General features: G+C 52.5%; 21 protein-coding genes. 8 read left to right on the top strand and 13 right to left on the bottom strand.

Annotated elements, in window-relative coordinates; all coding sequences use genetic code 11:
- Positions 1 to 17: 17 nt before the first annotated feature.
- The 3 genes from KTT_RS26665 to KTT_RS26655 are packed head-to-tail and all read right to left on the bottom strand — an operon-like array spanning position 18 to position 4645.
- Positions 18 to 1175, bottom strand: coding sequence for a sensor histidine kinase (locus KTT_RS26665; RefSeq protein WP_126600544.1), 1158 nt, complete (start codon positions 1173 to 1175; stop codon positions 18 to 20).
- Positions 1141 to 1641, bottom strand: coding sequence for a response regulator (locus KTT_RS26660; RefSeq protein ID WP_218031021.1), 501 nt, complete (start codon positions 1639 to 1641; stop codon positions 1141 to 1143). Before KTT_RS26660 ends, KTT_RS26665 begins: the two co-directional genes overlap by 35 nt.
- Complete coding sequence (locus KTT_RS26655) at positions 1634 to 4645, bottom strand: PAS domain S-box protein (RefSeq protein ID WP_160146153.1); 3012 nt, start codon at positions 4643 to 4645, stop codon at positions 1634 to 1636. Before KTT_RS26655 ends, KTT_RS26660 begins: the two co-directional genes overlap by 8 nt.
- Before the next feature lie 1125 nt (positions 4646 to 5770).
- On the opposite strand from KTT_RS26655, the gene KTT_RS26650 reads away from it, so the two are divergent.
- On the top strand, positions 5771 to 6304 hold the full coding sequence (locus tag KTT_RS26650) for a DUF6183 family protein (RefSeq protein ID WP_126600539.1): 534 nt from the start codon (positions 5771 to 5773) through the stop codon (positions 6302 to 6304).
- A 94-nt stretch (positions 6305 to 6398) separates the two neighbouring features.
- Positions 6399 to 7028 carry a nucleotidyltransferase domain-containing protein gene (locus KTT_RS26645; protein WP_126600537.1) on the top strand — a complete coding sequence of 210 codons (630 nt, stop codon included), beginning with the start codon at positions 6399 to 6401 and terminating at the stop codon, positions 7026 to 7028.
- Between the two features lie 765 nt (positions 7029 to 7793).
- Here the strand turns inward: KTT_RS26645 and KTT_RS37800 are convergent.
- The 7 genes from KTT_RS37800 to KTT_RS26610 form a co-directional block, all read right to left on the bottom strand.
- Positions 7794 to 8652 (bottom strand): IS5 family transposase gene (locus KTT_RS37800; RefSeq protein WP_371864851.1). Its coding sequence is split into 2 segments (ribosomal slippage): positions 7794 to 8264 and positions 8266 to 8652, totalling 858 coding nucleotides; the frame shifts between segments, so codons are not numbered across the junction.
- 477 nt (positions 8653 to 9129) lie between these two features.
- Complete coding sequence (locus tag KTT_RS26635) at positions 9130 to 9834, bottom strand: hypothetical protein (RefSeq protein WP_126600535.1); 705 nt, start codon at positions 9832 to 9834, stop codon at positions 9130 to 9132.
- Between the two features lie 134 nt (positions 9835 to 9968).
- Positions 9969 to 10454 carry a DinB family protein gene (locus tag KTT_RS26630; protein WP_126600533.1) on the bottom strand — a complete coding sequence of 162 codons (486 nt, stop codon included), beginning with the start codon at positions 10452 to 10454 and terminating at the stop codon, positions 9969 to 9971.
- Positions 10455 to 10661: 207 nt separating this feature from the next.
- A complete protein-coding gene (locus KTT_RS26625) occupies positions 10662 to 11621 on the bottom strand; it encodes an NADP-dependent oxidoreductase (RefSeq protein ID WP_126600531.1) in 960 nt (319 codons plus the stop codon).
- A 193-nt stretch (positions 11622 to 11814) separates the two neighbouring features.
- Positions 11815 to 12645, bottom strand: a complete 831-nt coding sequence (locus KTT_RS26620) for an NAD-dependent epimerase/dehydratase family protein (RefSeq protein ID WP_126600529.1) — start codon at positions 12643 to 12645, stop codon at positions 11815 to 11817.
- Between the two features lie 234 nt (positions 12646 to 12879).
- Positions 12880 to 13335 carry a hypothetical protein gene (locus tag KTT_RS26615; RefSeq protein WP_218031020.1) on the bottom strand — a complete coding sequence of 152 codons (456 nt, stop codon included), beginning with the start codon at positions 13333 to 13335 and terminating at the stop codon, positions 12880 to 12882.
- Between the two features lie 519 nt (positions 13336 to 13854).
- On the bottom strand, positions 13855 to 14103 hold the full coding sequence (locus tag KTT_RS26610; RefSeq protein ID WP_126600527.1) for a hypothetical protein: 249 nt from the start codon (positions 14101 to 14103) through the stop codon (positions 13855 to 13857).
- Positions 14104 to 14397: 294 nt separating this feature from the next.
- On the opposite strand from KTT_RS26610, the gene KTT_RS26605 reads away from it, so the two are divergent.
- Positions 14398 to 15750 carry an MFS transporter gene (locus tag KTT_RS26605; RefSeq protein ID WP_126600524.1) on the top strand — a complete coding sequence of 451 codons (1353 nt, stop codon included), beginning with the start codon at positions 14398 to 14400 and terminating at the stop codon, positions 15748 to 15750.
- Between the two features lie 81 nt (positions 15751 to 15831).
- Here the strand turns inward: KTT_RS26605 and KTT_RS26600 are convergent, their stop codons facing one another.
- Positions 15832 to 18390 carry a hypothetical protein gene (locus KTT_RS26600; RefSeq protein WP_126600522.1) on the bottom strand — a complete coding sequence of 853 codons (2559 nt, stop codon included), beginning with the start codon at positions 18388 to 18390 and terminating at the stop codon, positions 15832 to 15834.
- 625 nt (positions 18391 to 19015) lie between these two features.
- On the opposite strand from KTT_RS26600, the gene KTT_RS26595 reads away from it, so the two are divergent.
- The 5 genes from KTT_RS26595 (at position 19016) to KTT_RS26575 (ending at position 23655) form a co-directional block, all read left to right on the top strand.
- On the top strand, positions 19016 to 20743 hold the full coding sequence (locus tag KTT_RS26595; protein ID WP_126600520.1) for an NACHT domain-containing protein: 1728 nt from the start codon (positions 19016 to 19018) through the stop codon (positions 20741 to 20743).
- Positions 20744 to 21135: 392 nt separating this feature from the next.
- On the top strand, positions 21136 to 21825 hold the full coding sequence (locus KTT_RS26590; protein WP_218031019.1) for an RHS repeat-associated core domain-containing protein: 690 nt from the start codon (positions 21136 to 21138) through the stop codon (positions 21823 to 21825).
- Entirely contained in the window at positions 21815 to 22231 is a 417-nt protein-coding gene (locus tag KTT_RS26585) for a hypothetical protein (RefSeq protein WP_126600516.1), read from the top strand. Before KTT_RS26590 ends, KTT_RS26585 begins: the two co-directional genes overlap by 11 nt.
- 294 nt (positions 22232 to 22525) lie before the next feature.
- Positions 22526 to 23149 (top strand): hypothetical protein, encoded by a 624-nt coding sequence (locus KTT_RS26580; protein WP_126600514.1) that lies wholly within the window; start codon positions 22526 to 22528, stop codon positions 23147 to 23149.
- 119 nt (positions 23150 to 23268) lie between these two features.
- Positions 23269 to 23655, top strand: a complete 387-nt coding sequence (locus KTT_RS26575; RefSeq protein WP_126600512.1) for a hypothetical protein — start codon at positions 23269 to 23271, stop codon at positions 23653 to 23655.
- Positions 23656 to 24011: 356 nt separating this feature from the next.
- Here the strand turns inward: KTT_RS26575 and KTT_RS26570 are convergent, their stop codons facing one another.
- Together KTT_RS26570 and KTT_RS26565 are read right to left on the bottom strand one after the other, a co-directional pair.
- The gene (locus KTT_RS26570; RefSeq protein ID WP_126600510.1) at positions 24012 to 24974 is read right to left on the bottom strand and encodes a DUF1330 domain-containing protein; all 963 of its coding nucleotides are present in this window, start codon (positions 24972 to 24974) and stop codon (positions 24012 to 24014) included.
- Positions 24975 to 25010: 36 nt separating this feature from the next.
- A complete protein-coding gene (locus tag KTT_RS26565; protein ID WP_218031018.1) occupies positions 25011 to 26354 on the bottom strand; it encodes a cytochrome P450 in 1344 nt (447 codons plus the stop codon).
- Positions 26355 to 26858 lie beyond the last annotated feature (504 nt).

Below are 26858 nucleotides of genomic sequence, written 5' to 3'. Positions count from 1 at the left end.
GCTGTCCGCTGGTATAGCTAGATAGCGGCTTCAGCGCCTGCTTCTGAGGCGTGTGCCCGGTCGATGGGGAGTGTAAAGCAGAAAGTCGCGCCCTGGCCCATTTCACTTTCCACCCAGATGTGTCCTTCCTGGCGCTGAATAATTTCGGAGGAAATATACAGGCCGAGTCCCAGTCCGGAAATCGATGTTTTCCGGGACTCTTCCAGGCGATAGAAAGGATCAAAGATCTTCTGTTGCAGATGCCTGGGGATGCCGGGGCCGAAGTCCTGTACGCGCAAGGTGACCGATTCATTATCGGAGGATGTCTTCACCACGATGCGGTTGCTGTTGGGCGCGTACTTGATGGCATTGGTGAGCAGATTGGTAATCACTTGCCCGATGCGCCCACGATCGCCCCAGACGGTTTTATTGGATTCGCCTTCGCGCAGGATCGTGTGCTTCTCGGTGACTGGCTGGATCTCCTCGATCAGATCAGATACCAGCTCGTCGAAGTTGAAGTAGCTCTCGCGAAATTGCAGCTTGCCACCTTCGATGCGCGTGACATCCTGGAAGTCGCTGATCAGTTCGGCGAGCTTATCGATCTGGGTATTCATGCGCGTGGTGGTGCGCAGCACCTGTTCGTCGCCACTGAGCAGGAAGCGCTTGCGCAGGATCTGCGCGTGCGCCTTCAGGCTGGTGAGTGGCGTGCGCAGCTCATGCACGACCATGCTGATGAACTCGTTGCGCTTCTTTTCCAGTTCCCGGCTGGCCAGCTGTTCGCTGATCAGCTTTTCGCGCTCATGCTCGGCCTTTTTACGTTCGATGGCATAGCGAATGATGCGCCGCAGGATGTCCTCCTGCAGACCCTCCTTGGAGATATAGTCGTCCGCGCCAGCCTGCAGGGCCAGGATATCGATTTCGGATTCGTTGGCGCCAGTAAGAAGCACGATCGGCTTCCCATAGCCCTGACCACGCGCTTTGCGGATCAACTCAATGCCGTTGATCGCGCCCAGCCGATAATCGAGCAGGCAGAGGTCATGCTGGTCCTCCATCATGTGCTGCAGGCCCAACAGAGGATCGCTCTTCCAGACCAGATTATAGCGAGCGTTGCGCATCCTGGTCAGTAGTTTTCTGAGGAGGAAATAATCCTCCTCGTCGTCCTCAATGAGTAGAATCGTTGTTGGCTGTAGTTCCATACATATCCTTCTTTGATTTGGCGGGCAATGTTACCACTTCAAACCAGTATTTTCCCAGCGCCTGCATGACCTCGATCAGCTTCTCAAACGTGACGGGCTTGGTAATAAACGAGTTGACGCCCAGTTTGTAGGAGCGATAGATGTCCTCTTCCGCTTTCGAGGTGGTGAAGACCACGATCGGGATGTCGCGCAGCTCGGGATGATTCTTGATCTCTCTGAGGGCTTCGCGTCCGTCTTTCTTGGGCATGTTCAGGTCGAGCAAGATTAGCCCGGGCAGCGGCGCGCTTGCGGCGTCGGCATCGGCATACTTGTTGCGATGCAGCAGATAATCGAGCAGTTCCTCTCCATTGCTGACGCTATAGAGGGTATTGAGCAGCTTGCCCTTTTTCAAGGCTTTCTGGGTCAGAAGGATATCGTCTTCGTCATCGTCGGCCATCAAAATGACGATAGAGTTCATATTATTCATAAAGGTTTTCCGTCTCTTTCGTTTGATGATTGACTGGTAAAGTCACAATGAAGGTTGAACCCTCGCCAATCGTGCTGGTGGCGGTAATGGTACCGCCGTGACGTTCGACGATCTTGCGCACAACGGCCAGACCGATCCCGGTGCCTTCATACTCGGTCCTGCCGTGCAGGCGCTGGAAGACGGTAAAGATGCGATCCAGATACTTTTCATCGAAGCCGATGCCGTTATCCTGTACAGTTAGCACACAGGTAGGTCCAGTGTTGAACTCGTTATCGGTGTCGGCCTCCTGGATGGTAGCCGCGACCTTGATGACCGGCGGCACATCGGGGCGATGGAATTTCAGGGCGTTGCCCAGCAGATTCTGCAGAACCTGGTAGATCTGCCGCGAGTCGGCATCGATCGTGGGCAGTTCTTCTACCTCGATGGTGCCGTGCGTCTCCTGGATGCGCGCCTCTAGATCGTCGATGACGTCGCGTGCGATCATGTTCAGGTCGGTGGGGGTAAATGGCATGGTTTTGGTGGCGACCCGCGAGAAGGTGAGCAGGTCGTCGATCAGGACACGCATGCGGCCGGCGGCGTTGCGCATGCGATCGAGGTATTCCTTGCCATCGTCGAGCTGCTCGCCGTATTCATCTTCAAGCAGGTTGCCGAAGGCCTGGATCTTGCGCAGTGGCTCCTGCAGGTCGTGCGAGGCCACATAGGCGAACTCCTGCAGCTCCTGGTTGCTGCGCTCCAGGTCGGCGTTGAGCTGGCGTAGCTCCTCGGTGCGCTGGGCGACGCGTGCCTCCAGATTGGCGTTGAGCTCCTGCATATTCTGATAGATGCGCGCGCGCTCGACCGCCATCGAGACGCGGCTGGCCAGCTCTTCGGCGATGTTGAGGTCGGCTCTGCTGTAGGGGCCGCGCTCGGCTGAGGCGACCAGGATAACCGTGCCCTCGATGGCGTCCTCTATCATCAGCGGAACCACCATGGCTGAGACGGCACGCAGGCTGCGCAGCATCTTTTGCTCGCTCGCGTCGGAGGTCAGGGTCGCATAGCTATCGCGGCCGAGCCGGGGGATGAGATCAGACTTTTTCTGCTGCCGCACGGTGTTCAGTATCGATGGGGTGGCATCGGCATCGACGACGCGGCTGAGCTCTTCAAAGCTGAGCTCGCTCGTCCCCCGTACGGGGTCCGGATAGGAGATGCTCTGCGGCTGCATGTCTGCCCTGTCGTTGTGCAGATCGATACGACACCAATCGGCGATGGCGGGGATGGCGTTTTTGATTACGTGGGCCAGTACATCGCGGTAATCGATCGAGGCGACCAGCAGCTTACTGGTGGCGGCGATAAAGCCGACCTGCTCCAGCGTGCGGGCCAGTTGCAGTTCCGTCTCTTTGCGCTCGGTGATATCGATGTTGACGCCGACGACGCGCAGCGCCTGTCCATGCTCATCATACTGGGTTTCGCCCTTGCCCAGCATCCAGCGGATGCTGCCATCGGGACGGATAATGCGGAATTCGGCATTGTAGGATGGACCGCCCTCGATGGAGCGCTGCAGATTGCTTGTGGCCCGTTCGATATCGTCTGGATGGACACGCTGGACCCAGTTTTCGTATTTTCCTTCAAAGCCGCCGGCCGGTAGACCGTATAGCGCCTCTAGCTCGGGAGTCCAGATGATATCGTTGGTCGGGACCAGCCACTCGAAGGTGCCGATCTGGGCGGCCTGTTGCGCCATCTCCAGTCTCCACTGGCTTGACCTGGTGAACTTGCGATTGCGAATCATCTCGGTGACCTCAACGGCATGCACCATGATGCCGTCGATGTCACCATCAACGTTGCGTGTAGGCTGGTAGATAAAGTTGAAGTAGGCCTCTTCCTTGTGCCCATTGAGGTTCCGGTCAATTAGCACTGGAATCTCATTGCCGATGAACGGCTCGCCGGTCTGATAGACGTTGTCGAGCAACTCGTAGAAGCCCTGGTCTGCCAGATCTGGTAGCGCCTCTCGGACCGTCTTGCCGATCAGGTCGCGGTTTCCAATGATCTGCATGTAGAGTCCGTTGGCGAACTCGTAGCGGTGCTCGGGTCCGTTCAGAAGACAGACCATGGCGGGCACCTGCATTAAGAAGTTGTGGAGGCGCACGCGTTCGGCTTCGGCTTCGGCCCTGGCTCGCTGCTCCTGCTTCAGCAGGCGTGCGCGCTCTTCCTCTATACGCTTCTGTTCCGTGATGTCGCGGGCAATGCTCAGCACCGATACCGTGTTGCCGGCGGCGTCAAACTCGGGTGAGAGACTGGCCTGGTAGTAGAGCGGGCCTGTGTCACTATCGTATTTAATCTCGATCTCTGCCGGTTGCCGCGTCTCAAAGACCTTGCGCAGCCCGTTCTGCCAGATTTCAGCATACCGGGGGGAAAGGCCGATCTCCGCGTGGGTTTTGCCGATAAAATCAGCTCGTGGAATACCCGTGATCCGGGTGGCCACTGGATTGACGTAAATATAGCGGAAGTCGCGATCGAAGCGTCCAATGACGTCGCGGGCGTTCTCGGCCAGGGTCTGGAAGGCCTGCTGCTGGCGATAGAGCGCCTCTTCTATCTTTTTGCGCTCGTCGATCTGCTGGATGACCACGATCAGGTAGAGTGGCTCGCCGTCCTCGTCGCGTGCCAGGGAAGCTGTGATATGCATCCAGGTGAGCTGGCCGTCCTTACGGATGTAGCGTTTCTCGCCGCGATAGGTGTCCATCTCGCCTGTCAGCAACTGCTGGAACGCCTGCGTGCTATCCGCCAGGTCTTCCCGGTAGGTGACTTGCTGAATGGTAAAGTTCTGTAATTCCTCGCGGCTATAACCCAGAGCATCGCACAACTGCTGGTTGACCTGTAGCCAGCGACCATCCAGGCTCACATGCGCCATACCGACCGCCGCCTGCTCAAATGTTGCCTGGAAACGTCGCGCGTTTTTTCTGACTTCCGAACGCAGTTGCGAGATCGTATTGACCTCTTCCTGCGGCGCGGGATCAGGTCGTTTCACCATGCACTGTCTCTTTCTGATACTTCCAGCCATCCCGAGACGTAATCTCCCGCTTAAGGCAGGCATACAGTAACTTTGGCCGAAATAAACATAGATTTGTTTTTCTGATATGGTAATAGTTACATATTATACATTACAGCTGCAGTGTCTGGCTTGCTTACTCTGGGACCGTGATGAGTCAGGTAGAGGAATACATTGTACAGATCATATCCGGCATATTGGCTGATGCATAGATACGTATTAGTATAGCGTTTTTGCCGCACCGCACATTCACTGCAGATCAGATGGGGCGGCCCCTTGTTTCCTCTACGGCCTATCTCCATCCAGTCATATACTTTTGACGCCAGGCCAGCATCACAGTATGATGCGTTGTTCATATTAACATAAATTGTTTTATCCCTGCAAGGCAAAGCCAGCAGGCCTCCGTGTGTACTACTGATGAGTACGTTTGTGTTGCGCCCTGAGACGGGTGTTAGTACTTTTTGCTTACGTTTCTGTGCTTCTATCTGTTTTGATGATCGAGCGGATCATTCCTTTTAACTCTCACGTATCTAGCGCATAATATAGAACAGACGGCCGGTGTTGATTCCCCTGATCGTGCGGATTGGTCGCATCGCCTCACACGATCATGTCCCCGTAGGTGCCGGGCTTGCCCCCAATACGTTCAACTTTAGAGCAAGCGACAAGAAACGAAGAGGTCCAGCGGAGCATCGAAATGTTCCTCGACACGAACATGTTTCCCCGTAGGCGGCATAGGATTGCGGCCTCTTCGATGCGGTATTTTTTCTGAAAAGCAGCAATCCGGCCTTGTGCATGCCGCTCTGTTGGCGTACGATATGGTGGCTTCTGCATGGTGATATGGCTGCTTTTCTCGCTTTTTAGGAGCAATATCGTACGTGAACGGGCGCGGCATGCACAAGGCCGGATTGCTGCCTGACCGGCACATTCGCATCTCTAGAAGGCCGCAATCCTATGCCGCCTACAGGGGACATCATCGTGCTATGGGAACCGTTTGCACGCGTTCCTCTGACGTTTCCGGTTCCCAAGGGCTTCCCTTAGATCGAAACCGATCTGCAACCATCCTTTGGTTCTTTGTCTTCTTCTCTTTATAGTAGTAAACAGATCGACATGCAGCATAGCCAAACTATTGAGCATTTGTTTGCAGAGACGACGACTGACTACGAACATGCAAGAATCAGGACTGCCATCATCAACTGGGCAGAAGAATCAAATGGTCTCTATGAGGCGCGAACCTTTGAGATGGACCAATCTACTTTACAGGGAGGTGCGCAGATTCCTCAGGCAATTGTTTCGCTCCCGCTGCTTTGTTTTAAGCACGAGGAGGTTAAGGTGAACATGTATGAAGTGTCTCTCTCCTGGGCCTTTCGCAGCCTGTTTCAAACTGCTTCTCATGGCGGAGCATATAATAATGGACATAAGGCCGCGCTGGGCCGCCTGGAGGCATGGATCTCTCTCGCCGGCCTCGCTAACGCCGAAGATGGTGCGTCGATACAACAGGTTTTGCAAGCGGCTCAGAAATGTCAATGGTTCCAATTTACTACCGATACCTGGTTTTACAACTTCGTCTGGGATTTAGGGATGATTGCCATCAGGCCTGATCAGACATCGCTGGCCGTTTTGACTGCTACTGATACTGACTGATCTGTTCCACGATCACAGCTAAAATAGGTTGATAACCAGGGTAAGATTTATCTTTGCCATCCTGTTTAGGATTACGATATGAAAGGTTATTCAAATGGCAACAGATGCGCATCAGTTTGGTCGCTGGCAGCCATGGGGACCACATGAGGTGGCGCGCTTTTTTGAGACGGTGACGGTTCCCTGGTGGATCGCCGGGGGCTGGGCGTTGGATCTTTTCCTGGGGGAGCAGACGCGTGAACATGAGGATATCGATGTGCAGTTTTTGCGCCGTGATCAACAGGCTATACGCTCTGTGTTTGGCGATTGGGACGTGCAGGCGGTGCATGAGGGTTCTTCACCTACCTGGCCGTTTCGGACCTGGGAGCAGGGAGTGCCCTTGTCTGAAGGGGTACACGACATCTGGTGCCGTCCCACTCCCGCTTCCCCCTGGGCTCTACAGTTGATGGTGGCCGATAGCAGCGATGGAGACTGGCTCTTCCGGCGCGATGCGCGCATCCAGCGTCCTCTCACCTCCATCGGTGGCCGTAGCGCCGACGGCATCCCGTATATCGCGCCCGAAATCCAGTTATTATATAAGGCTAAAGGGCGCCGCCCAAAAGATGAGATGGACTTCGAACGGGTAGCACCATCCCTGGATAGAGCTCGTCGGCTCTGGTTGCGGCAGGCCCTGGAGATGACGCTGCCCGGCCATCCCTGGCTGGCCCGTTTAGCATTTGATAGCTAATGAAGGTCTGGCCGTCCTTTCTAAGGAGAAGAAAAAAGGACTGTTGCATATAGCCTATGCTATACCAGTAGGTAAACGCGTCGCGGTGCGCGACTTTGTCACAGATGGTGGTATCGCGACGACGGAAGAAGCGTGTAGCAGCGATATGGCCGCGTTCCCAGATCAGTGAGAACGGTTCGTGTGGCCCCAGTCTTTTCGTATAGCGCAGATAATCATCCTGCCCTTGCTGGCGGGCAGCGGCGTAGATGGTCTGGAGCGGGGCCTCCAGGTCTCGCTCTGGCTTGAATAGTTTCTGGACTGTCTGTCGCCACTGGTCATTCTCAAGTTGAAGATGCGATAAAGAGCAATGCAAGATATAGGTATAGATTTCTAACAGAGCGGTATAGCGTTTCTTGCGATTTCTGCGGTGACGCTGTTCGATCACCTGGGAAAAGTGTTGCGCACAAATTGTCGAGCTCCAGTGCTCGGGATAGGAGATGTCGGGATGGATGTAGGGCCAGCACCAGGCGCATTGCTCCTGGGGAGCCGCTACAGGGCTATACATATAGAAGCTAGTTTGAAGATATTGTGGATTACATTCCGACATGTATTCCTCCTTTCCATGGATGCGCAATTCGTTTTCTATCGTAGAAAGCGAACTACCACGTGGTAGTTATCCTTTTATAGTGTCAATCTAATTGATTATTGCTTTGTTCTGGTCGTGGAGCATAAGATAAATATATTACATTAAAATGTAAGAGTGTGTCGTAAAGTGAGCCATGAGAGCTAGAAAGGAGCCAAACGCGTCAAAAAGAGACGGATCGAAGCAATCTGGATGAAGGCCTCACTGCTAGAAGGCAACCCTTCATAGTCGCGAGCCAAGCGACGGTATCGCGTCAACCACGCGAAGGTACGTTCAACGACCCAGCGTTTGCGTTGCACCTGAAAGCCTCCTTTTGGTTTGACGACTTTGACGGGAACGTCTTTTTCAAGCACCCAGGTGATATGCGAGGTGTTGTGCTCATGAGGCACAATTTCGGTGCTCCACCCCAGGTGTTCTTTGACCCAGTCCTTCAATGGTCCCGTGTAGCCATGGTCGGCAAACAGGTGACGGACTCGTGGAAGCCGGCCAGTCACCCGTTGCAGCAACAACGGTGCAGCTGTGCGATCAACCAGGCCAGCAGAATGAACGATGACGGCGATCAGAAAACCTTGGGTATCAACGAGCAGATGACGTTTGCGACCCCATATTTTTTTTTCCGCCATCGTAGCCACGCTCGATGCCTCGGACTGCACTGGTTTTGATGGATTGGCTGTCAATGATGACGGCACTGGGTTCCGGGTCACGGTCAATGGACGTTCGTACCTGCCGGCGTAAAGTCGTCATGGCTTGTTCCCAGACCCCATTGAGCTTCCATTGACGGAAATAATGGTACAGGGTTTTTCCGTTGGGCAAATCGTGGGGCACCAATCGCCAGGAACATCCGGTGCGCACGACGTAGAGAATCCCATTGACGATTTCGCGCCGGGGAATGACCTCGAACGTCGCCTTTGGCGACACTGCTGGGATCAAGGGGGCTAACAATTCCCATTGATCATCTGTCAGATCGGTTGCATAGCGTTTACGGTGCAATGAGCGAGACATCGGCTTCGATCCTTTCTTGCTGCGTGTTGAGCTCCTTTCTTTTATTCTATCGACGAACCAATCAGTTTAAGACACACTCTAATAAAGCTTGAAACTACGAGCGTACAAAGCAATATATCCAGCGTAAGGTGCGCTATAACCCACCCATTTATGTATCGCAAAGCTGTGTATTTTGCGCACAGAATCCCTTTAGTTATGGTACGAAATGGGAGGCAGAAAGAGATGCACCGCTTCGTGAACATATCGGTTGATTGAGTAATAGTATAGTTAACCTCGTGACCAAAAGTCAACCTTTTGCATGGAAGAATAGTTGATATTTGATAAATAAGCTCTGCAATATGCTAGCAAGCTACCACGATACAATGGATGGCATTGCCGGGCAGGGGCCAGACAGCAGTATCTATAAGATGTAGCGCGACGCTTTGGTTTTGGGATTGTCGCCTGGCTATACCCAGGGGAGCGTAGTCTTGCCGGACATTAGCCCTGGAGGGGGACGCTATCGAGGACGATGGGCCATGCTTCATACACGCTGGTGCGCTGATACTGCACCAGTTCAAGCCTGTCGATAGTGGCGGTACCAAAGTCGCTCTGGCGCTGGCTTTCGACGAAGGAGACGCAGCCTGTTGGATCGAGCAGGGGACCTGCGAACACGATCAGGCTGGCATGAGCCAGGTCGCGAATGCCGGGTCCCGGCAGATGCTTCTCCGCGCGAACGCGGGTATGAAAGGTCTCGCGCAACTGCCGCAGGGTCTCATCGACCGGCCAGCCCTGCGCCATCACGCTCATCTGGTTGGCGGTCAGCCCCTGGTAGCGAATCTGAAGTGGGGGAAACTGCGCGGCCACCTGTCGCAGCACCCGCCGATACTGCTGGATGTATTCATCCTCAGCGTCGATTGATGGGCGATAGAGCTCGATTGTCTGCAGGGTAGTGTGCAGATTTGATGCCTGGTAGCGCAGGTGCCGCCTCCCCGTCCAGCGCGAAAGCTCGTCGATCACGCCCACCAGGCGTTCGGCCACCTCACCCCGCAGGCGCATGATCACACTGACGCCCCAGCGCAGGCTCTCCATACCCGGAATGGGATCGGGCTGCACCTCGCCCCGCGCCAGAGGCGCACGCGCCTCGCGCCAGAAACGATCATAGATCTGCTGTATGTGAACCTGCTGCGCCTCGAATGAAGTCATGAACAAATCTCTCCCTTAATATGGGTGGATGGGGACGCGTCCGCGCCCCCATCCACCCATATTAAAAACCAGCGTGGCGGACACGCGTGTGGGAGCATCCACGTGCCACCATGGTGAGGGTAGCCAACACACGCTTACTGCTTAGAGTGGAGAGCATCGTTATAGCCCCAGGCATCGAGGGCAGGCAGCTCGATGCCCTGCTGAGCCAGCAACGTGGCGATCTGCGAACGATGATCGACCCCGTGACTAATAGCCTGGAGCGCCACGATGTAGGCCTGGCACTCGTAGACGCCCCCATCCAGCCAGAAGGTCTCGCCCAGATCACGTTCCTTAGCGATGTCGATCAATGCCTTCCCTGACAGCTGCGCTCGCCTGCGCAGCTCCTCGAAGCCCACAAAACTGTCCTCTTCCTTCAAGGGAGATGAGGGCCTGGTCTTGGTGAACGAATACGCGTAGCCTTCTTCAGATGCGAACAGGTGCATGAGGACCTCGCGTATGCTGCCAAAGACCCCAGTCATAGTCGCGTCCAACTGCTCATCGCTCAGCTGCTCACAGAAATCGAGCAGGCGCAGGTTTGCCCAGAGGTTATATTCAAAAAAATTGGGAAGTCCAGTGGTCATTACCTAAACTCCTTCGTATCTTATCTTCTAATAACGCGCAAGGAAACGCTGGATGCGAAATGTTTCCACACCCCCATTGTTTGTTTACTTTTGATATCTGTTTCCCGTTTCAACGGGAGACAGTATGGAGTTAGCGACACACTGGCGTAGCCATCAAAACCTCCCAAAAAATCTCAACCTTGTCTTTCAGGAGTATACAGAACGCCATCAGGCCCTGTCAAGGAGCGCCTTGAGCATAATTCGCCCACGCCCATGGCCGGTCTCGCTGAGGGCGTGGGCCTCGCTCGCCTCAGATAAAGGGAAGGTCCGGGCGATCGTGGTCCTGATCTGCCCCGTTGCCATCAAACGGGCGATGTTTTGCAGCAGGCTGGTGGAGGGGAAGGGGAAGGTTGGCGCGTTCCGCATGGCGCGAATGCCCAGACGATTGGTCTCCTGCTGTGACGGCTCCTGTCCGAGGAGCGTAATAAGGATGCCGCCGCGTTTGACGACTCGCATAGAACGCTCTAGCACCTCGCCGCCCATCGTGTCCAGCACTACGTCTACGTTCCGTGCCAGTCCCTCAAATGGAGTTCTGGTATAATCGATGACGATATCAGCGCCCAGGGAACTCACGAACCGCGCATTGGCCGCTGATGCCGTTCCGATGACCTGCGCGCCCCGCCAATGGGCGAACTGGACCGCGAACAGGCCGACCCCTCCGGCGGCCGCATGAACGAGGACGCGCTGGCCCGGCTGCAGGTCCGCGTTTTCAAACAGCGCCGACCAGGCTACGGTGGCCCCGCCCGAGATCGTCGCCGCCTCCTCAAAGCTGATCTGCTCAGGCTTGAGGGCCAGCGTCTCTACCTCGGCGATTGTATACTCAGCGTAGGCGCCGTTATTGGAGCGGCCAAAGACCTCCTGCCCAATGTTGAACGCGGTCACGCCCGGACCAACCTCGGCAATGATACCGGAAAACGCGCTGCCCGGAATATAGGGGAACGTGGACGGGCGCACACTCTTGAACAAGCCCTGGCGCACCTTCCACTCTATCGGCAGCACGCCGGCGGCATGTACGCGCACCAGCACCTCACCCTCCCCTGGTTGTGGACGAGGGATCGACTCCAGCACCAGCTCCTCTGGACCACCGTAGCGCCGCACCTGTATGGCTTGCATCATCTTTTCTGACATGATATGCATCCTTCCCAATATAATTGCGCACAACTTAATTGGGCACAATTGTATTGCTGCAAAAAAATTGTTTCGTATCACGGAACAGTATAGGCGGGAGCATATCGGTTGGTCGCTGTCCAAAAGGAGGGATGCGACCTGAACAATAGGGCAGCTTTCGGGCCGCCCTATTGTATCGAAGTATGGTCGTTGCTCAGGCGTTGCGCCAGGAGTATTCTGGCTGATAGCCGAGCAGCTTGCGAGCTTTGGTAATGGAGAGGAGCGTCTCGAACTCTTCGATCTCGCCCTTCAGGGGGACACCGGGGAAGACCTCGGCCAGCAGGTCGCGGCTAGGACGGTTCATGACGGTATCGGCGGCGGCGATGATAAAGGCTTCGGCCCCCTGGATGTCGGCTTCGAGTCCCAGGCGGCAACTCTGGGCGACATCGCGCGCATCGACATAGCCCCACAGATTCCACTTGCGCGACCTGGCGTCCTCCGCGAACGAAGGGAAGCGCGCGTAATCATGGGGCTCCATGATATTGGAGAAGCGCAGCCCCACAAAGGGGATGCCGCTCCAGCGGCTGAACTGGCGCGCCATCTCCTCCGAAATAACCTTGGAGAGCGCGTAGCTGGACTCTGGATACAGCGGATGCTCCTCGTCAATCGGCGCGTAGACAGGCTTCTCGCGCTCAAACGGCAGTCCCAGCGTGGTCTCGCTCGATGCCCACACCACCCGCTGCAGCTTCAAGGTCGTGGCCGCGCTGAAGATATTATAGGTGCTGAGCGTATTATTGCGAAACGTCGCCTCCTCCGGCTGCAGGCCCGACGACGGGATCGCGCCCAGATGAACGACCGCGTCGCTGCCACTTAACACCTCGAAGACCTGTCCCAGATCGGTCAGGTCCGTCTTAAGAAATGGACACAGCCGCTCCTGCGGCGGCAGCAGATCCACGCTCAGCACCTCGTAGTCGTGCGCCAGCAGATCCTTGATGACCGCCCGGCCCGCCTTGCCACTGCCCCCGGTAACAACAACTTTTTTCATGACACCCTCCAGAAATACGAACTATTAATACTACTATTCTATCATTTTTTATACGTAATAGTTCGCATTTATCGTTTCCTGATAAGGTGAGCGCCCGGGAACAAGCATTAATAGCAAGCTCGCTATTCCCAACCAGAGTTATTAATATAAGGAATGGAGAAGGGATGCGGCACACCACATCCCTTCTCCACTCCTCATATTAATAACCTTGAGCGCCCACTAGGGGCGCACTTATTAGCTATTTTGCTTCTCTTCCGCTTTGACCTGTTCTTCGTGGTAATTGTTGATCTGGTCGAAGATGTCGGGCGGGAAGTTCAATTCCTGGTAGACGTTGCAGGCATCGGGATTCTCGGGATCGGGGCAGATCGGGAAATCCTGCTGCGCCTGCCATTCCAGGATGCGCTCGCGCTTGGGTGGATTATAGTTGCGCTGCTTGACCTGCTGCAGCAGGGCGCGTGAATCGGTGGCATTGTGGTCGGGCTGATGGCTCAGCAGATCGACGATCTCGTCATCGGAGAGGAAGTGGCGCGCGATCATCGCGAAGGTCAGGCGGCCATAGTGACCGATATCCTCTTGCTTCTCCAGCGCATCCAGCAGGTGCGCCATCATCGGCGACTTGCGCAGCTCGGCGGTATTGTCAGACTGTGAACGATTGGCCTGTTTATTGGTAGCATGGTCGGCTTGACTCATGGAATCTATCCTTTCCCATCTCTTCTGAACACAACACAACTTCAACAACTGTCTTTATAGAGTAGAACAAGAGTTCTAAAAATGCAAGCTGAACCATACCTTTGGATTTATATGGTATGGTTCAGCGTCAGAAAAGTATATATATCCATCCCCGCAAACACCCCCTCCTGCATAGGATACGGATCTGTTGATCCAAACGATGCATGGATGCCATTCATTTTTTGCAAAAAGAAAGGTACCGAAAAAAAAGGAAATGCCCTCGTAGGTGTCGGGCTTGCCCCGACTTTGCCGTGAAGCGGCCGCAAGGGTCAATACATTCAATTTTAGCGCAGGCAACAGGAAACGCGAGAGGTCCAGCGTAGCATCGAAATGTTCCTCGACACGAACATGTTTCCCCGTAGGCGGCATAGGATTGCGGCCTGATTGACACGCAGAATGCACAAAAAGCAGCAATCCGGCCTTGTGCATGCCGCCTCCGTTCACGTACGATATCGTTCCTAAAAAGCGAGAAAAGCGGTCCTATGGCCATGCAGAAGCCAGCATATCGTACGTCAACAGAGCGGCATGCACAAGGCCGGATTGCTGCTTTTCGGAAGAAATGCCGTATTGAAAAGGCCGCAATCCTATGCCGCCTACGGGGACATGATCGTGTGAGGGGATGCGTCCATCCTTCGCGGGAAGCTTCTCGTGTTTCCTGTTGCCTGCGCTAAAGTTGAACGTATTGGCCGCAAGGGTCGAACTTACGTGTACGTTTCTTTGTTTTGTCACGGTTTCTTTTTGCAAGAAATGAAAGACATTTCGATGCATCTCCGACCTTGTAATATCCACTTCCTCATGATAGAGTAGCAATAGGATGAAGAGCCTGTGTGCAATGAAGAAAGAGATATTTCGACCATGCAATGAGTCCTGATCTTGTTTTCCATTCAAGGTAGCCCCTCTCAGAAACGCTAGCTGTGCGTGAAACACTTGGGCTACCTGGCTACATGCGCGCTGATAAAGCGGTCGCGGCCGAACGCTTCTCTGGCGTCCTGGCTGCTATGTAGTGAATGGAGAACCTCGTTCATGTCTTCACATAAACATCCACACCAATCCTCTTCGACTGAAGCGGATCTATCCGATTCTGTCTCTGAGGTAGATGCCAGCGAGTATGCTGGCGTACGGAACACCTCTTTTGCATGGCCATCGCGCCATCGCCTCCATTTTTTCTTGCTCTGGATCGTCTCGGGCGCCAATTATCTGGCGTATGCGGCGACGGGACTGGCGCTGACCCTGTTTGCCACCCATTTGACGCGTGTGCCCCTGCTGGTTTCAGGGATCGCTTTCGTCCAGATCCTGCCTGCGTTTGTGCTGGGTCTGCCGCTGGGTGTGCTGGTCGATCGCTATGATCGGCGCCTGATCCTGATTGTGACCACCGCCCTGCGCGTGTCGGCGTTTGCCCTGGATGCCTGCCTGGCCTCCGTGGATTTCGTTCCCTTGCCATTGCTGTATGCGCTGGCGCTGCTGCTGGGCGTGACCGAGACCATAGAGGAGCCCGCGCTGGCGGCGGCGCTGGTGATGGTCGTCCCTCGGGAGAAGCTAGAGCGCGCCAATGCACTGCTGGTGGGTGCGCAGAACATTTTCGGCCTGCTGGCCGATCCCCTTGGCGCCTTTCTGGTCAGCATCAGCATCGTGCTCTCGCTGGGCGCCAGCAGCCTCTGCGCGGGCCTGGCATTGCTGGCCCTGCTCTGCCTGCGCCAGACGCTACGCCTTCCCTCGCGGAACGGGCGTGAGCGTGCTACCAGGAGAGGAACGCTTCTCCGTCATATCGGGATGGATATCCGAGAAGGTTTGCGCTATCTCTGGCACGAGCGTCTGCTGCTGGCGATCGCTGTGATGGCGGGCATCATCAATGCCTGCTGGAGCGGCTATCTCGTCGTCATGGCGCTCTACGCCGTCGCGCCCGGTCCCCTGGGACTGAGCGCGGCCACCTATGGCGTTCTGTTGATGGTTATCAGCATCGGGAGTATCCTGGGGACCCTGCTGACCGCGCCTGTGCAACGCTGGCTGGGGCGGCGCTGGGCCATCGGCTTCAACGTCTTTGGCAACGGTCTGATGTTTGTGACGCCCGCCCTGACGCATAACCTCTGGCTGATCGGCGCGGCGCTATTGCTGGGCAGCATGGGGGGACCGATGTGGACCATCGCGGTGGCGGCCCTGCAGGGTCGTCTTATCCCCGCAGGGCTACAGGGACGCGTCAACGCCACCTGCCGCCTCCTCTCCATCGGCATGGCGGCCCTCGGTCCGCTGGCCGCTGGACTGCTCGCCCAGTTCTGCGGGCTGCGCACCGTGCTTATCCTGTTCGCCCTCGTGACCGGGCTGCAATTCATCCCCTTTTTCAGGTTCGTCACAGAGGATGCAATGATGCGTGGACAATAAGCAAAAAGCGCTGTATGTCCACACCAAAAGAATGGGACCATCCTGATGACAGGATGGTCCCCGATGCTCTGTGGCAAGGATCTATTTGTAGGCGATTGAGAAAATGTGAAGCTGAGGGAGGTTCGGCAACACGATTTTCGTCACGGGGCCAGCCGGATTTGTATTATTCAGCGTATAGCTGGTGTAGTAGAGATAGTTTGCTAGTGACTGCTGACCACCAGGGGTATTGCGATACTTCATGGTAGCAACAACATACCCCCTATACTGAGCGGCCGTTGCACCATTACACCAGTCTGCTGCCCCTAACGGGATGTCCTGGCTGGTGCCATCAGCATAGTAGATCGTGGCAGTACCCGAAACTCCCCCGCCTGTGGAAGAGAGGATGAAACCGATGCTGGTACGTCCAGCAGTAGGAACCGTATCGATGTTTTGACCAACGGCCACGTAGTTGTCAGGCGAACCAGCCAGAGTAGTCCCTCCATCATTGGTGCCGAACTTGAAATTGAAGCCGTCATGCGCAAAGGTCGTGCCTGCAGTGATCCCGGCGGACTGCAAAGCCTGCGCGGAATAGCTATATCCGGCGCCATCCAGGTTGGCCTGTTTGGTGGCATGATCATCGCTAATGCCGATATTGTTATAATTGCCAAGGCCTTCAGCCACAGCGAAGATATGCATTACACCACCGGTCGTTGTGGGCAACTGGACACTGTCAAGGATCTTGTTCATCTGGAGCGGAACCTCAGCATAGTACAGGTTGTTTTTGATCGCTTGCTGCCCATAAGCGCCATTGCGGTACCCCATGCTGGCAATCACACTATTGTGATACTGAGGCGTCGTGGCACACCAGTCGCTAAAGCCCAGCGTATATTGCTGTGTCGTGCCATCGGTATAGGTGATCAGTCCTGTACCGGTCGAGCCACCATTCACCGCTGACCCGATGAAGCCCAGCGTGGTTGCTGAAGTCACAATGTTGACCCTGGCCATCTGTCCATTGGCAACCCAGTTATCAGGAACGACATCATTGGAAGCGCGCATATAGAAATTGATGCCATTGACGCGATATGGATGCATATCACTGGGGGCGGGGGTACTGAAGATGACGCCAGCGTTTTGCATGGCCTGGGCGGAATAGCTGTGGTAACCGCCATCAAAATTGCCAAATAAGGAGCTCTGATCCCCTGAGACGCCCACGTTATCAAAGAAGCCTGCCACACCAGTCGAGATCGAGTACACGTGGATCTGGCCTTGATTTGTTGAAGCTGGCAGCGTGACGCTGGTCACGTTTTTGCCCGATGGTAAGTCGACCTCCGCGTAAAAGAGGAACGTGTTGATCTTCTGCTGACCACCGCGAGTATTGCGATACTGCATGCCCTCAAAGTAGCGATTCCCGTAGGACGGAGCCCGCGTATAGCCATTGAGGGTCCAGTCGCTAAAGCCTAGCGAGAACTGCTGTTGCGAACCATCATCAAAATGGAGGGTCGCGGTACCATAGGACGGACCACCGGTGGCCGCACCCACAAAGCCTAATTTCGCGGCCAGGGGAACCGGTGTGATCGCGATCGTCTGGCCATTGGCCTGATAGTTATCAGGTGTTCCCGGCAATACGTCTGGCCATTGAAATTGCATGCTATATTCGCCAGAAAAACCCTGGTTGTACGAAATGGTATAACCAGCACCCCAGCTAAGCGCTTTACTGGAATAGCTGTTCCCGGCACCATCCAGATTCCCTGCGGTGGTGTAGGCATCTCCGCTCATACCGGTGTTGTTATAGTCATGCGCAGGAGCAACATCATTGGTATAGGTGAACACGTGAAGCTGGGCTTTACTGGTCAGCGTTGGCAACTTCACACTGACCGGCGTTTTATTCGCATCGAGATTGATCGATGCGTAGAACAGATAGGTTTTGACGCTCTGTTCGCCGCTTCTGCTATCGCGCCGGGCCTGGCCCACGACAATTTTATTGCCAAAGGCGGGCGACTGTGTGCTACCACCCAGCGTCCAATCGCTGAAACCCAGGGAGAAGGTCTGGGTTGAATTATCGCTATACGTAACAAGCGCATTGCCAGAAACCGCACCATTAGATGCGGAGCCAATAAAACCTACTTTGTGCGCTCCCGATGCTGACAGAGGCAGGACCTGTCCACTGGCCTGCCAGTTATCAGTCAGGGTGGGTGAGCTTACATGGTTAATATTTGGCCATTGGAATTGCAAACCGTCATAGGCGAAGGGAAGGTTCGGCTCAATGTCTGTTTCGAGCAGCGCGTTAAAAGAGTAGCTATAACCGGCGCTATCAAAGTTAGCGGCAGTCGTATTGGTAGCTGTGCTGATACCAATATTGTTAAAGGCGGGCGCGCTGGTCGTAGCTGCCTGCGCATTTGTCTTCAGGCGGCTCGTGCTCGGCACAGTAAGCCGCAGAGATTGGTTGCCCGCGCTCTGCATGGTTGCAATATCGCCATTCAGTTGCGGAGCCGAGGCGGCCCTGGAAGGCGTGTGTTGTGCGAGCAGCAGGCTGGCAGAAAAGGCGGCACCAGCCAGCACTACAAGAATAAGAAAGGAAGAGAACAAGATCTTATCACGTCGATGAGGAGTCTTATCGCGTGGCTTTGCGGGAACGTGTGCTTGCTCATGATGCGAATTCATATTCATTTTTCACCTGGTTGAATGACCATGATCTCCAACAAGAGAGATCATAAGAAAAAACAAAAAAATAAAAATATGTATAAATTTATAGAGGCGCATTCATCAAGAAAAATACCTCTATAAAAGATAATATGTAATATGATATATGCTGGCATATATTGGATCTGGCTTAGTTAAAAAAGTACATAAAGATAGGGAGATCTTCGGCATATCAGGCTTAGCTAAATATAAGTCTAGACATAAGACATGTCAATAAATATGTGCAAATCAATGACTTTTGGTTTTTTACCAGACTTGCTTGTCAGGAAGCTCGTTCCTCTTGATCTCCTCCTTGAGCTGTTGAATGATGTCATCCAGGAAAAGAACTCATTATTGCAGAGCAATGTTGTACTCTTCTATTGGATGTATCTTTCTATCTGTACAAGAAAGGCTACACATATGTTTTTGCAAGGAAGAAAAAGGTTTCACCCTATCTGGAAAGCTGGCTATTATGTGGAGATCCACATCAATCACAGGATTAGCGGGGAAGCTTCCACATGATATACTATATCATGCTATTGGTGCGCGCAGTTTAATTAATGTATAAGGGCTTTCTAGTTGGTGTAAATATTTTAATGATTTGAAATTGATTAGTGAAAGCATGGTGGATAAAAGAAATATGAAGAGGCGTCAGCGGATCATCTCACAAATACGTACTTCTTGGATTAAAGGAGTGCTCGAAACTTCATTAGCAGATGTGCCATATATTAGGCTGAATTTACGTCAAATAAAGGATTTTGAGCTAGATCAGTCCAACCAGGAAGGCGCAATGACTTTTTCATCTAATGAGCATATCATTGATATGTATAATGATAGTAGTGGTAAATTGTTGATTTTAGGAGAATCTGGTTCGGGTAAAACGACATTACTGCTTGAATTGTTACGTGATTTACTTGTGTATGCCGAACAAGATGTGTATTTCCCTATTCCACTTCCCTTGAATCTTTCATCATGGTCCAGGAAAAGGTTACCGCTTGAGCAATGGTTAGCTGAAGAGTTAGCCAGTCAGTATAAAGCGAAGTCATGTGAGTTAAGCCAATTTCTGTTTCTGCTTGATGGATTAGATGAAGTGGAAGAAGATGCACGTGAAGCTTGCGTTCAAGCCCTTAACTCCTACCAGGATACACATAACCAGGTACAGATGATTGTTTGTTGCCGTACTATAGAATATAGGCGCTTGAAAGTATCTTTGCCATTTCTCTCTATTTTAGAAATTCAACCATTGACAGAAGAGCAGATCAATACGTATTTATCCGCTCTTCCTGTTCGACAAGATGAGATAAAGGCTACACTTTCTACAGATGCGGTTTTACACGATTTAGCGAGATGGCCACTCTGGCTATATATATTGGCGCATATATATCAGGACTCATCGCCTGTAGATGTTTCAACGAATAACCTGGCTGAGAAAAAACATAATCTCCTGGGTGTTTATATATGGACGAGATTACAGCCGCTTGAAAGAAATACTCAGTATACTCTTTCAGATCAGTTGCACTGGTTGGCGGTTTTAGCTCGTCAATTATATGAGCACCAACAAACAGCGTTTCAGTTCAAGCAGATTCAGCAATCCTGGTTACCAGCAGGCAGATGGGTCCATATATATCGTATTTTTATGGGATTTTTTGTGCTATGCGCTGCAGGACTTACGTATAGCCTGGCTATTTTTGACTGGAGTGATATCTATGCCATCATTGGTTTGCTAGGATGGTTAGTCCTTGCCTTTATTTTGTTGGTTGTACGACGTCTAACAATTGCTGAGGATAACAGGCAAAATATTAGCTCTTTTTGGTTTCTTGTTGGATTAGGGTGGGGTGGGCAATTTCAGAAGTTATTGAGCGATCTCTTCATTGGATGGATCCCCTGGGTCTTTATTGCGATAAGTCTTCCATCCATTTTTGAAGTAGTGATTAGCCTTCCAAATAGTCGCCTCTCTTATCGTTCTGGCGATGAGTTCCGTCAGGCCATTCAGCAATCAATGGTATTCTGTTTGTGCAGTGTTTTATTTTTATGTCTATGGGGATGGCTATTACATGGGTCCGTAGGTCTATGGAGTGGGCTGCGTTTAGGATGGCTTTATGGAATATCTGTTGGATTGGCATGGGGTGGAGATAGTTATATTGAGCACTTCATTCTTCGATTCTGTCTCTGGCATGCAAAGTGTATTCCCTGGCGTTATATGGCCTTCCTTGATGATACAGTGAAGCAAAAACTTTTGTACAGAGTTGGTAATAGCTACATTTTTTGTAATACGGCGGTTTTTAAGTACTTTTTATCATCAGAGGTTGCCCAGAATAAGATCAGCTCAATGTGACAATTTTGAACAATCTGCACTGTGACAACAAATTCCAGAGCAGCTTCAGAATTTATTTTGGGCTGCTTCCCATTGTTTACAACTGCCACATCCGTTTGAAATTTGCCCTGGGATGAAACAATAATTTAGATTGTGTGTCTATGATGTGATTGGCTTGCCTGATTGATGGCTCAATAGGTGTAGAAATCAATGATGCCATATTCGCACATGAATGAAATAGTTGATATCATTCCAACATAGGGCTGGTAATGCTTGCGCCACACCACGATAGTATTACCAGCCTGAAAATCATCTACAAAAACACTTGTAGCCAGGGCCCAACGGTTCTATGTCAGATCAGCTACACCCACGTAAGACAACTCACTGGCATGGTTTTTTGTGGGATGGCTCTTATGAGCAATGTGCTAACATCAACGTTTTTGGTGAGTCTGCCCTACGACGACATCCAGCGCCCAGTGACCAGTACGGCTTCTCGTTCTGGTACCACCTTCTGGAGCCAGACGCGCACGTATGACAACGTCGGCAATGTCATCAATCTGAATACGACGGTTCCGACTACGATCAATGGCACTAAAACCGATAGCCAGTCGTTCTGTTACGATGACCTCAACCGCCTGGTGTGGTCTGGCAATACGGGCACACCGACGGGTGGCAATCATTGTGGCCTGGCCCCCAATGGCACAACGGTAGGTGCTTATCAACAATCCTACAGCTACGATGCCCTGGATCGCGTAACCAACGGACCGTCTGGCAGCGAAACCTATGGCACCTTCTCGTATCTCATGCCAGATTTTCTGGGCAGCACCAGCATTGCCCTGCGATCGGCTGGCTCGGTGCAAGCCGTGCAACTCTTCTCGCCTTTTGTCTCAACGCGCTATAGTGATGGCACCATGGTCACGCCGTTCAACTTCACCGGTCAGCGCCTGGATACCCAGACCGGCTTGTTCTACTATAACGCGCGGTATTATGATGCCACGAGCGGACGTTTTATCAGTGCCGATACCGTCGAAACGAATGGCTCTGGTCTAGATCCTTTCGCGTATGTCAAACTTTCTTCGATGGAGGAGAATTGTGGGATATAAACATAACAAGTCTATACCAATTATCCAAGTGTTACTATCGCCAATGCCGTTAAAAGAAACGCCCTCGAATGATACACTTCTTGATACATCTCAGGTTATGGAAAGATCTCAAATAGAAGAAGTGAACGATGCTTCCGCTACTTCGCCAATATTGGTGTTTGAGATAACTTTGATGATGGTTTCTTTGGGGTTAACGTTAATAAGTAATATATTTGATCGTATTGGATGGCGAATAGCCAATGTGCTGCTGGCTTTACTTGTGCTGTTAATGACACTCTTGTATTGTTATTTATTTATTGTTGCTAGATTGTTTAAGTATAAAGGAATCCATTATACGCTCCTGCTTTTGCAGCTATTGTTATTGGGTATGACTTTGCTGTTTTCATTATACCGATTATTATTTTGATTGTGTTCGATGTTTTAGTCAGGAATATAGCTACTGCTTTAATAAACAAGTGTTATTGTGAGCTGAGGCTTGCCTGCGTATGCCCTAACTGTTCGAGTGCTGACATTTTCTTCTGGCTATTGTTCGCAATCCCTGAAGTTGGTATGTGAATTGGTTGACATTGAGCTTCATGCCTGGAAAACAAGCACCAGCAACCAGAAATATAACAAGTGCGTCACAGGATACAAAGGCTGTTTCTGTTCAGGAAGCAGCCCTCACTTTATCAAAGCGTGAAAGGTACTACTGGTTCTTGTTATGTTTATTTATAAACGTGCTATTGTCAAAGATCAACCTATGCCTCTTGTTCTCCCGTGGAAGGTGGCCTCAGGAGAAAAGATGGGCGGAAGAATGGAGATACAGAAAGAAGATGAAGCTATTTTAGTCCAATTTGTAGCCTCCTGGTTCGTCAATGAACTCTCTAAACGTATTATTGCATGGATGACCACGTATTTGAATACGAACGAAATCTACACGATCTCGACCACTGTAGCTGTAGATTTTACTGCAGTTGTGGATATGATGCTTGCTTTCGTAGATGATGAAGGGGGACTGATTGATGTCAAGATTGCTACTGAGCGTGAGAACTCCCTTCATTCCCTTTTTCCCAGGAATGGTACTCCTGAGATTTTAGTGCAGACTGATGAAATAAGGAGACTGGTAGCGCAATCGAACGCCTGTGAAATAAAAGTACTCATTTTTACTGGATTAATGAATGTAAATCCAGTTCTCGCGACCATTCAGCTACGGAGATATTCAGAGGACCAAACATCTATAGAGATTACAGGATTTTCAAAAGAAGGCTGGATGATACGACGGCATGCAGGGAAAAAAGTTGTGCGTTCGCTTGCCCAAAAGATAGAGGTGCAGTTGAGGGTGTAGAAGTTGGTGAGCACTTGTTTTGCGGGATGATGTGTTATTTCAAGAGTGGATGAGATGCAGCGTTTTGTCTATCTCCTCTTTTCTTTGACGCGCGACATATGAGATAGAGAGAGAAGATCATGGTTACTGATGAAGATTTCGAACAGACAAATGCCAACAAACGTCAGTATAGGATGTATAAAAGTTCACGCGTAAAGGCGTTCATCCCCATTTATGGGGGGTATATGGGTTCTGGTTTCTGCGCTATTCTTGCCGTATTTGATTTTGGCGGTCCAGATTCTGGGCCTTACATATTAACAGCATTAATGATGTATTGGGTCATTTTTTTGTTTTCGCTCCTATTAAAAACTGAAGAAACGTTTCTTCTTATACGTCTCCATAATCGTGGAAATGCCAAATCACCTGGAACGGCGTGGCGCAAATGGTTCATCTTCTTTCGGAGAGGGTTGATCATCGGTGTGCTTTATACGTTCCTCATGTTCATTGTATGGGAATTGAAACTATAGCCTGAGCATGTGCTCCAGGCAATGCAGTTACGAGCTAAGTTCCATGGTTCATTTCATGGATGAGGCCCATAGAGGATGATGTTATATATAGTAAAAATAGAAAGAGAAGCAGTACGTGCGGGGCTTGCCCCAGCCTGACCGCAAAGCGGCCCCGGCGCGCACGTTCCACTCGTGACAATATGTCTGGTTTTTCAAGGATGTGGTGGAATTGAACACGTGCCTGGAAGATATGCGATCGCGTGAGCCGCAATAATTCTGGAGCAAGTACTTCCCGACAGCACTTGAACCTGCACTCAAGCGCTGTCGGGGGAGAAGTTCGGGTTCGTTTGAACCATGGCAATCATACGAGCATATTTTTAGAGAGCATCTTCGCGTGTGATGGTCACAAAGTTGCCGTAGACTTCTCCGGACTGCACGCGATATTTTTGCGCCTCGATATATTCCGCATCCAGGCGCAGGTCGGTAAAGACAGCGAAGCTGGGCCAGCGCACGAAGACCACCAGGTCCCAGGCGATAGCGCCAAGCAGATTGTGCTGTACGCTGGCGCGGAAGTAAGGCCGGGCGCCATGGCCGCGTACAATCTTGAGCGCGTTGCGGTTATAGGCCGAGTGCGCCTGTTCTCCATGGGGTTGGTCATCGCTTGTACTGGCGGAATTGAATTTATAGAGGTTGATATAGTGGACGGGAGTTGTAGCGAAGCCCTCATAGTGGGCCATCGTTTCGAGTTGCCCGCGTGTGGGATCGGCTCCCCCATCGGGATAGATGGAGAGTAGCTCTTCTACGAGCTGCTCTGGTGTCTTGCCGCTGACGTTGGGCGTGGCGAAGTCGCTGGCGGGTCTCTCGCGGGTGAGCATGGGTGGTAGCGGCGGCAGCGTATCTTTGACGATCAGTAGAATAACTTCATCGAGGGCTGAGATACGCAGCGCCCGGGCCTCTAGAGCGGCTGGCGTCAGCAGCGCCCGCAGGTAGGCCTCGCGTGAAGGATACTGAACCAGGAACGTTGCGCCACCGCTGTAGTCGTAGCTTGCCAGATCGCCGGTCCCGGTCATCAGGATATCGCCCAGCTGAATGATCTTCCCGCCCGCCTCCTTGATGGCTGGCAGCATCGTGTGCAGGGCCTGATCATACTGAGCCTTCGCTTGCGCCCCTTTTTGGAGCCGGGCGATCTCGATCACAATAATCTTGCCGTGCGCGAAATCCTTGTCATTGAGCACCTCTTGCCAGGCGTTCTTGCTGGGATCGAGCGTGGGGTGGTTATAGAACTCAATAATTCGGGTATAATCCTCTTTATTTGTATGAAAGAGATGTTTCAATTGCATATAGCCTTTCTCTGTTTCGGTCTCTGTTCCGGTTGCTTATCTCTGATGAAGGATCATGGGCAAGCCATGCCTGGGACGAAGTGTGATCAGCGGCTCCATCTCGACTTTGTGTCCGGGAGCCAGGCGCAGGCTCCATTTTTGGGCCAGGGTGGCAAGCACCAGTTCGCCCTCCATCCAGGCAAACGGCTCACCGATGCAGAGGCGCGGCCCTCCTCCGAAAGGGAAGTAAGCGAATTTCGGTCGCTGCGCTCGCGCCTCGGTTGTCCAGCGCTCAGGATCGAAACGTTGCGGATCCGGGTACCAGCGGGCATCGTGATGGACGACATACTGGCTGGTGATAAGCAGGGAGTTCGCTGGCAGGGTAAAGGTGCCAACCTGGTAGGCGTCGAGTGCGCGGCGAGCTATCACCCAGGCCGGTGGATAGAGACGCATGGCCTCGGTGAATACTTTTTCGAGGTAGGGGAGATTGGGGATATCGTCAGACGTTGGTATGCGCCCCGCCAGAACGGTATCCAGTTCGCGCTGCAACTTCTCCTCAACCTCAGGGTGCTGTGATAGGAGATACCAGGTCCAGGCCAGCGCGTTGGCGGTTGTCTCATGGCCGGCCAGGAAGAGCGTCATGACCTCATCGCGCAACTGTTGATCGGTCATGCCATCACCGCCGCCCTCCTCATCACGAGCGAGCAGGAGCATCGAGAGCAGATCGCCGTTGTCTTTCCCGCTGGTTCGTCGCTCGTTGATCATGCGGTAGACAATAGCGTCCAGCCGGGCGCGGGCTTCGGCCTGCTGCTTTTTGCGTGGCAGAGGGAGACTATTGAAGACATGATCGAATGGGCTGAAGCGATGGGTGGAGTTCAGACGCATCCAGGTCGTGAAACTATGGTAGACGGTCTGCGTGTCCTGCTCGACCTCTGCGCCAAACATGGTTTTGCTAATGATCGAGAGCGTCAGCCCCATCATCTCCTGCGCGATATCTATCCGCTGCTTATCGTGCCAGCGCCCACTCATTTGTTGGGTATACCCGGTCATGACCTCGGCGTAAGCCGTGATACGCTTGCGATGAAAGGCCGGCTGCATCATCCGGCGCTGACGTTTGTGGAACTCTCCCTCGCTACGCAAGAGGCCGTTACCGCCAAGAGGCTGTTGTTGCAAGTTGGGCTTATGCATCTGTTGATGGTGCACGACCAGCACGTCACGAATGACATCGGGATGGCTCAGGAGGTAGGTGTGTTGCCCTCCAAGCTTCATGTGAACGATGTCGCCATAGGTCTGTGCTAACTCCTGGAGCGCGCCGATGGGATCACGCCTGAAACGGAGAAGGAAGCGCATGTTCTCTATTGACTTTGGCCCTGGCACCATTGCTTGTACCATATGACTCATTGTGACACCTCGCTCATCGCTGGCGCCTTCTTTGCGAAAAGACGTGTTAATGGCCGTGGTGAAGAGAGGAGCAAGAGGAACCAGGCTTTATCTGCAACGAATACTCCAACGCGTTTTCTGGAAGAGGATAACTGTCTCATGGAGACCTCATTTCTGCAATGAATTGTGCTTCTCTGGAGGCCGGCGTGTCATGATACCCTCCTGAAAGAGTCCAACTATGCACAATACTGGTGAATGTAGCACTATATTTAGGGTAATAACCCTAATATGAAATTAATTATAGGGTCATTCCCCTAAATTGTCAAGCCTATTGAAGCGAGAGGACGAATTCAAATATATCGTCAATAACGAGGTAGGTGCGTCCCTTGCGGGCAATACATTCAATTTTAGCGCAGACAACAGGAAACGCGAGAGGTCCAGCGGAGCATCGAAATGTTCCTCGACACGATTATGCCCCCGTAGGCGGCATAGGATTGCGGCCTTTTCAATACGGCATTTCTTCCG

Source organism: Dictyobacter aurantiacus (assembly GCF_003967515.1).
GTDB lineage: Bacteria > Chloroflexota > Ktedonobacteria > Ktedonobacterales > Ktedonobacteraceae > Dictyobacter > Dictyobacter aurantiacus.
This window is presented reverse-complemented; position numbering and strand designations above follow the sequence as displayed.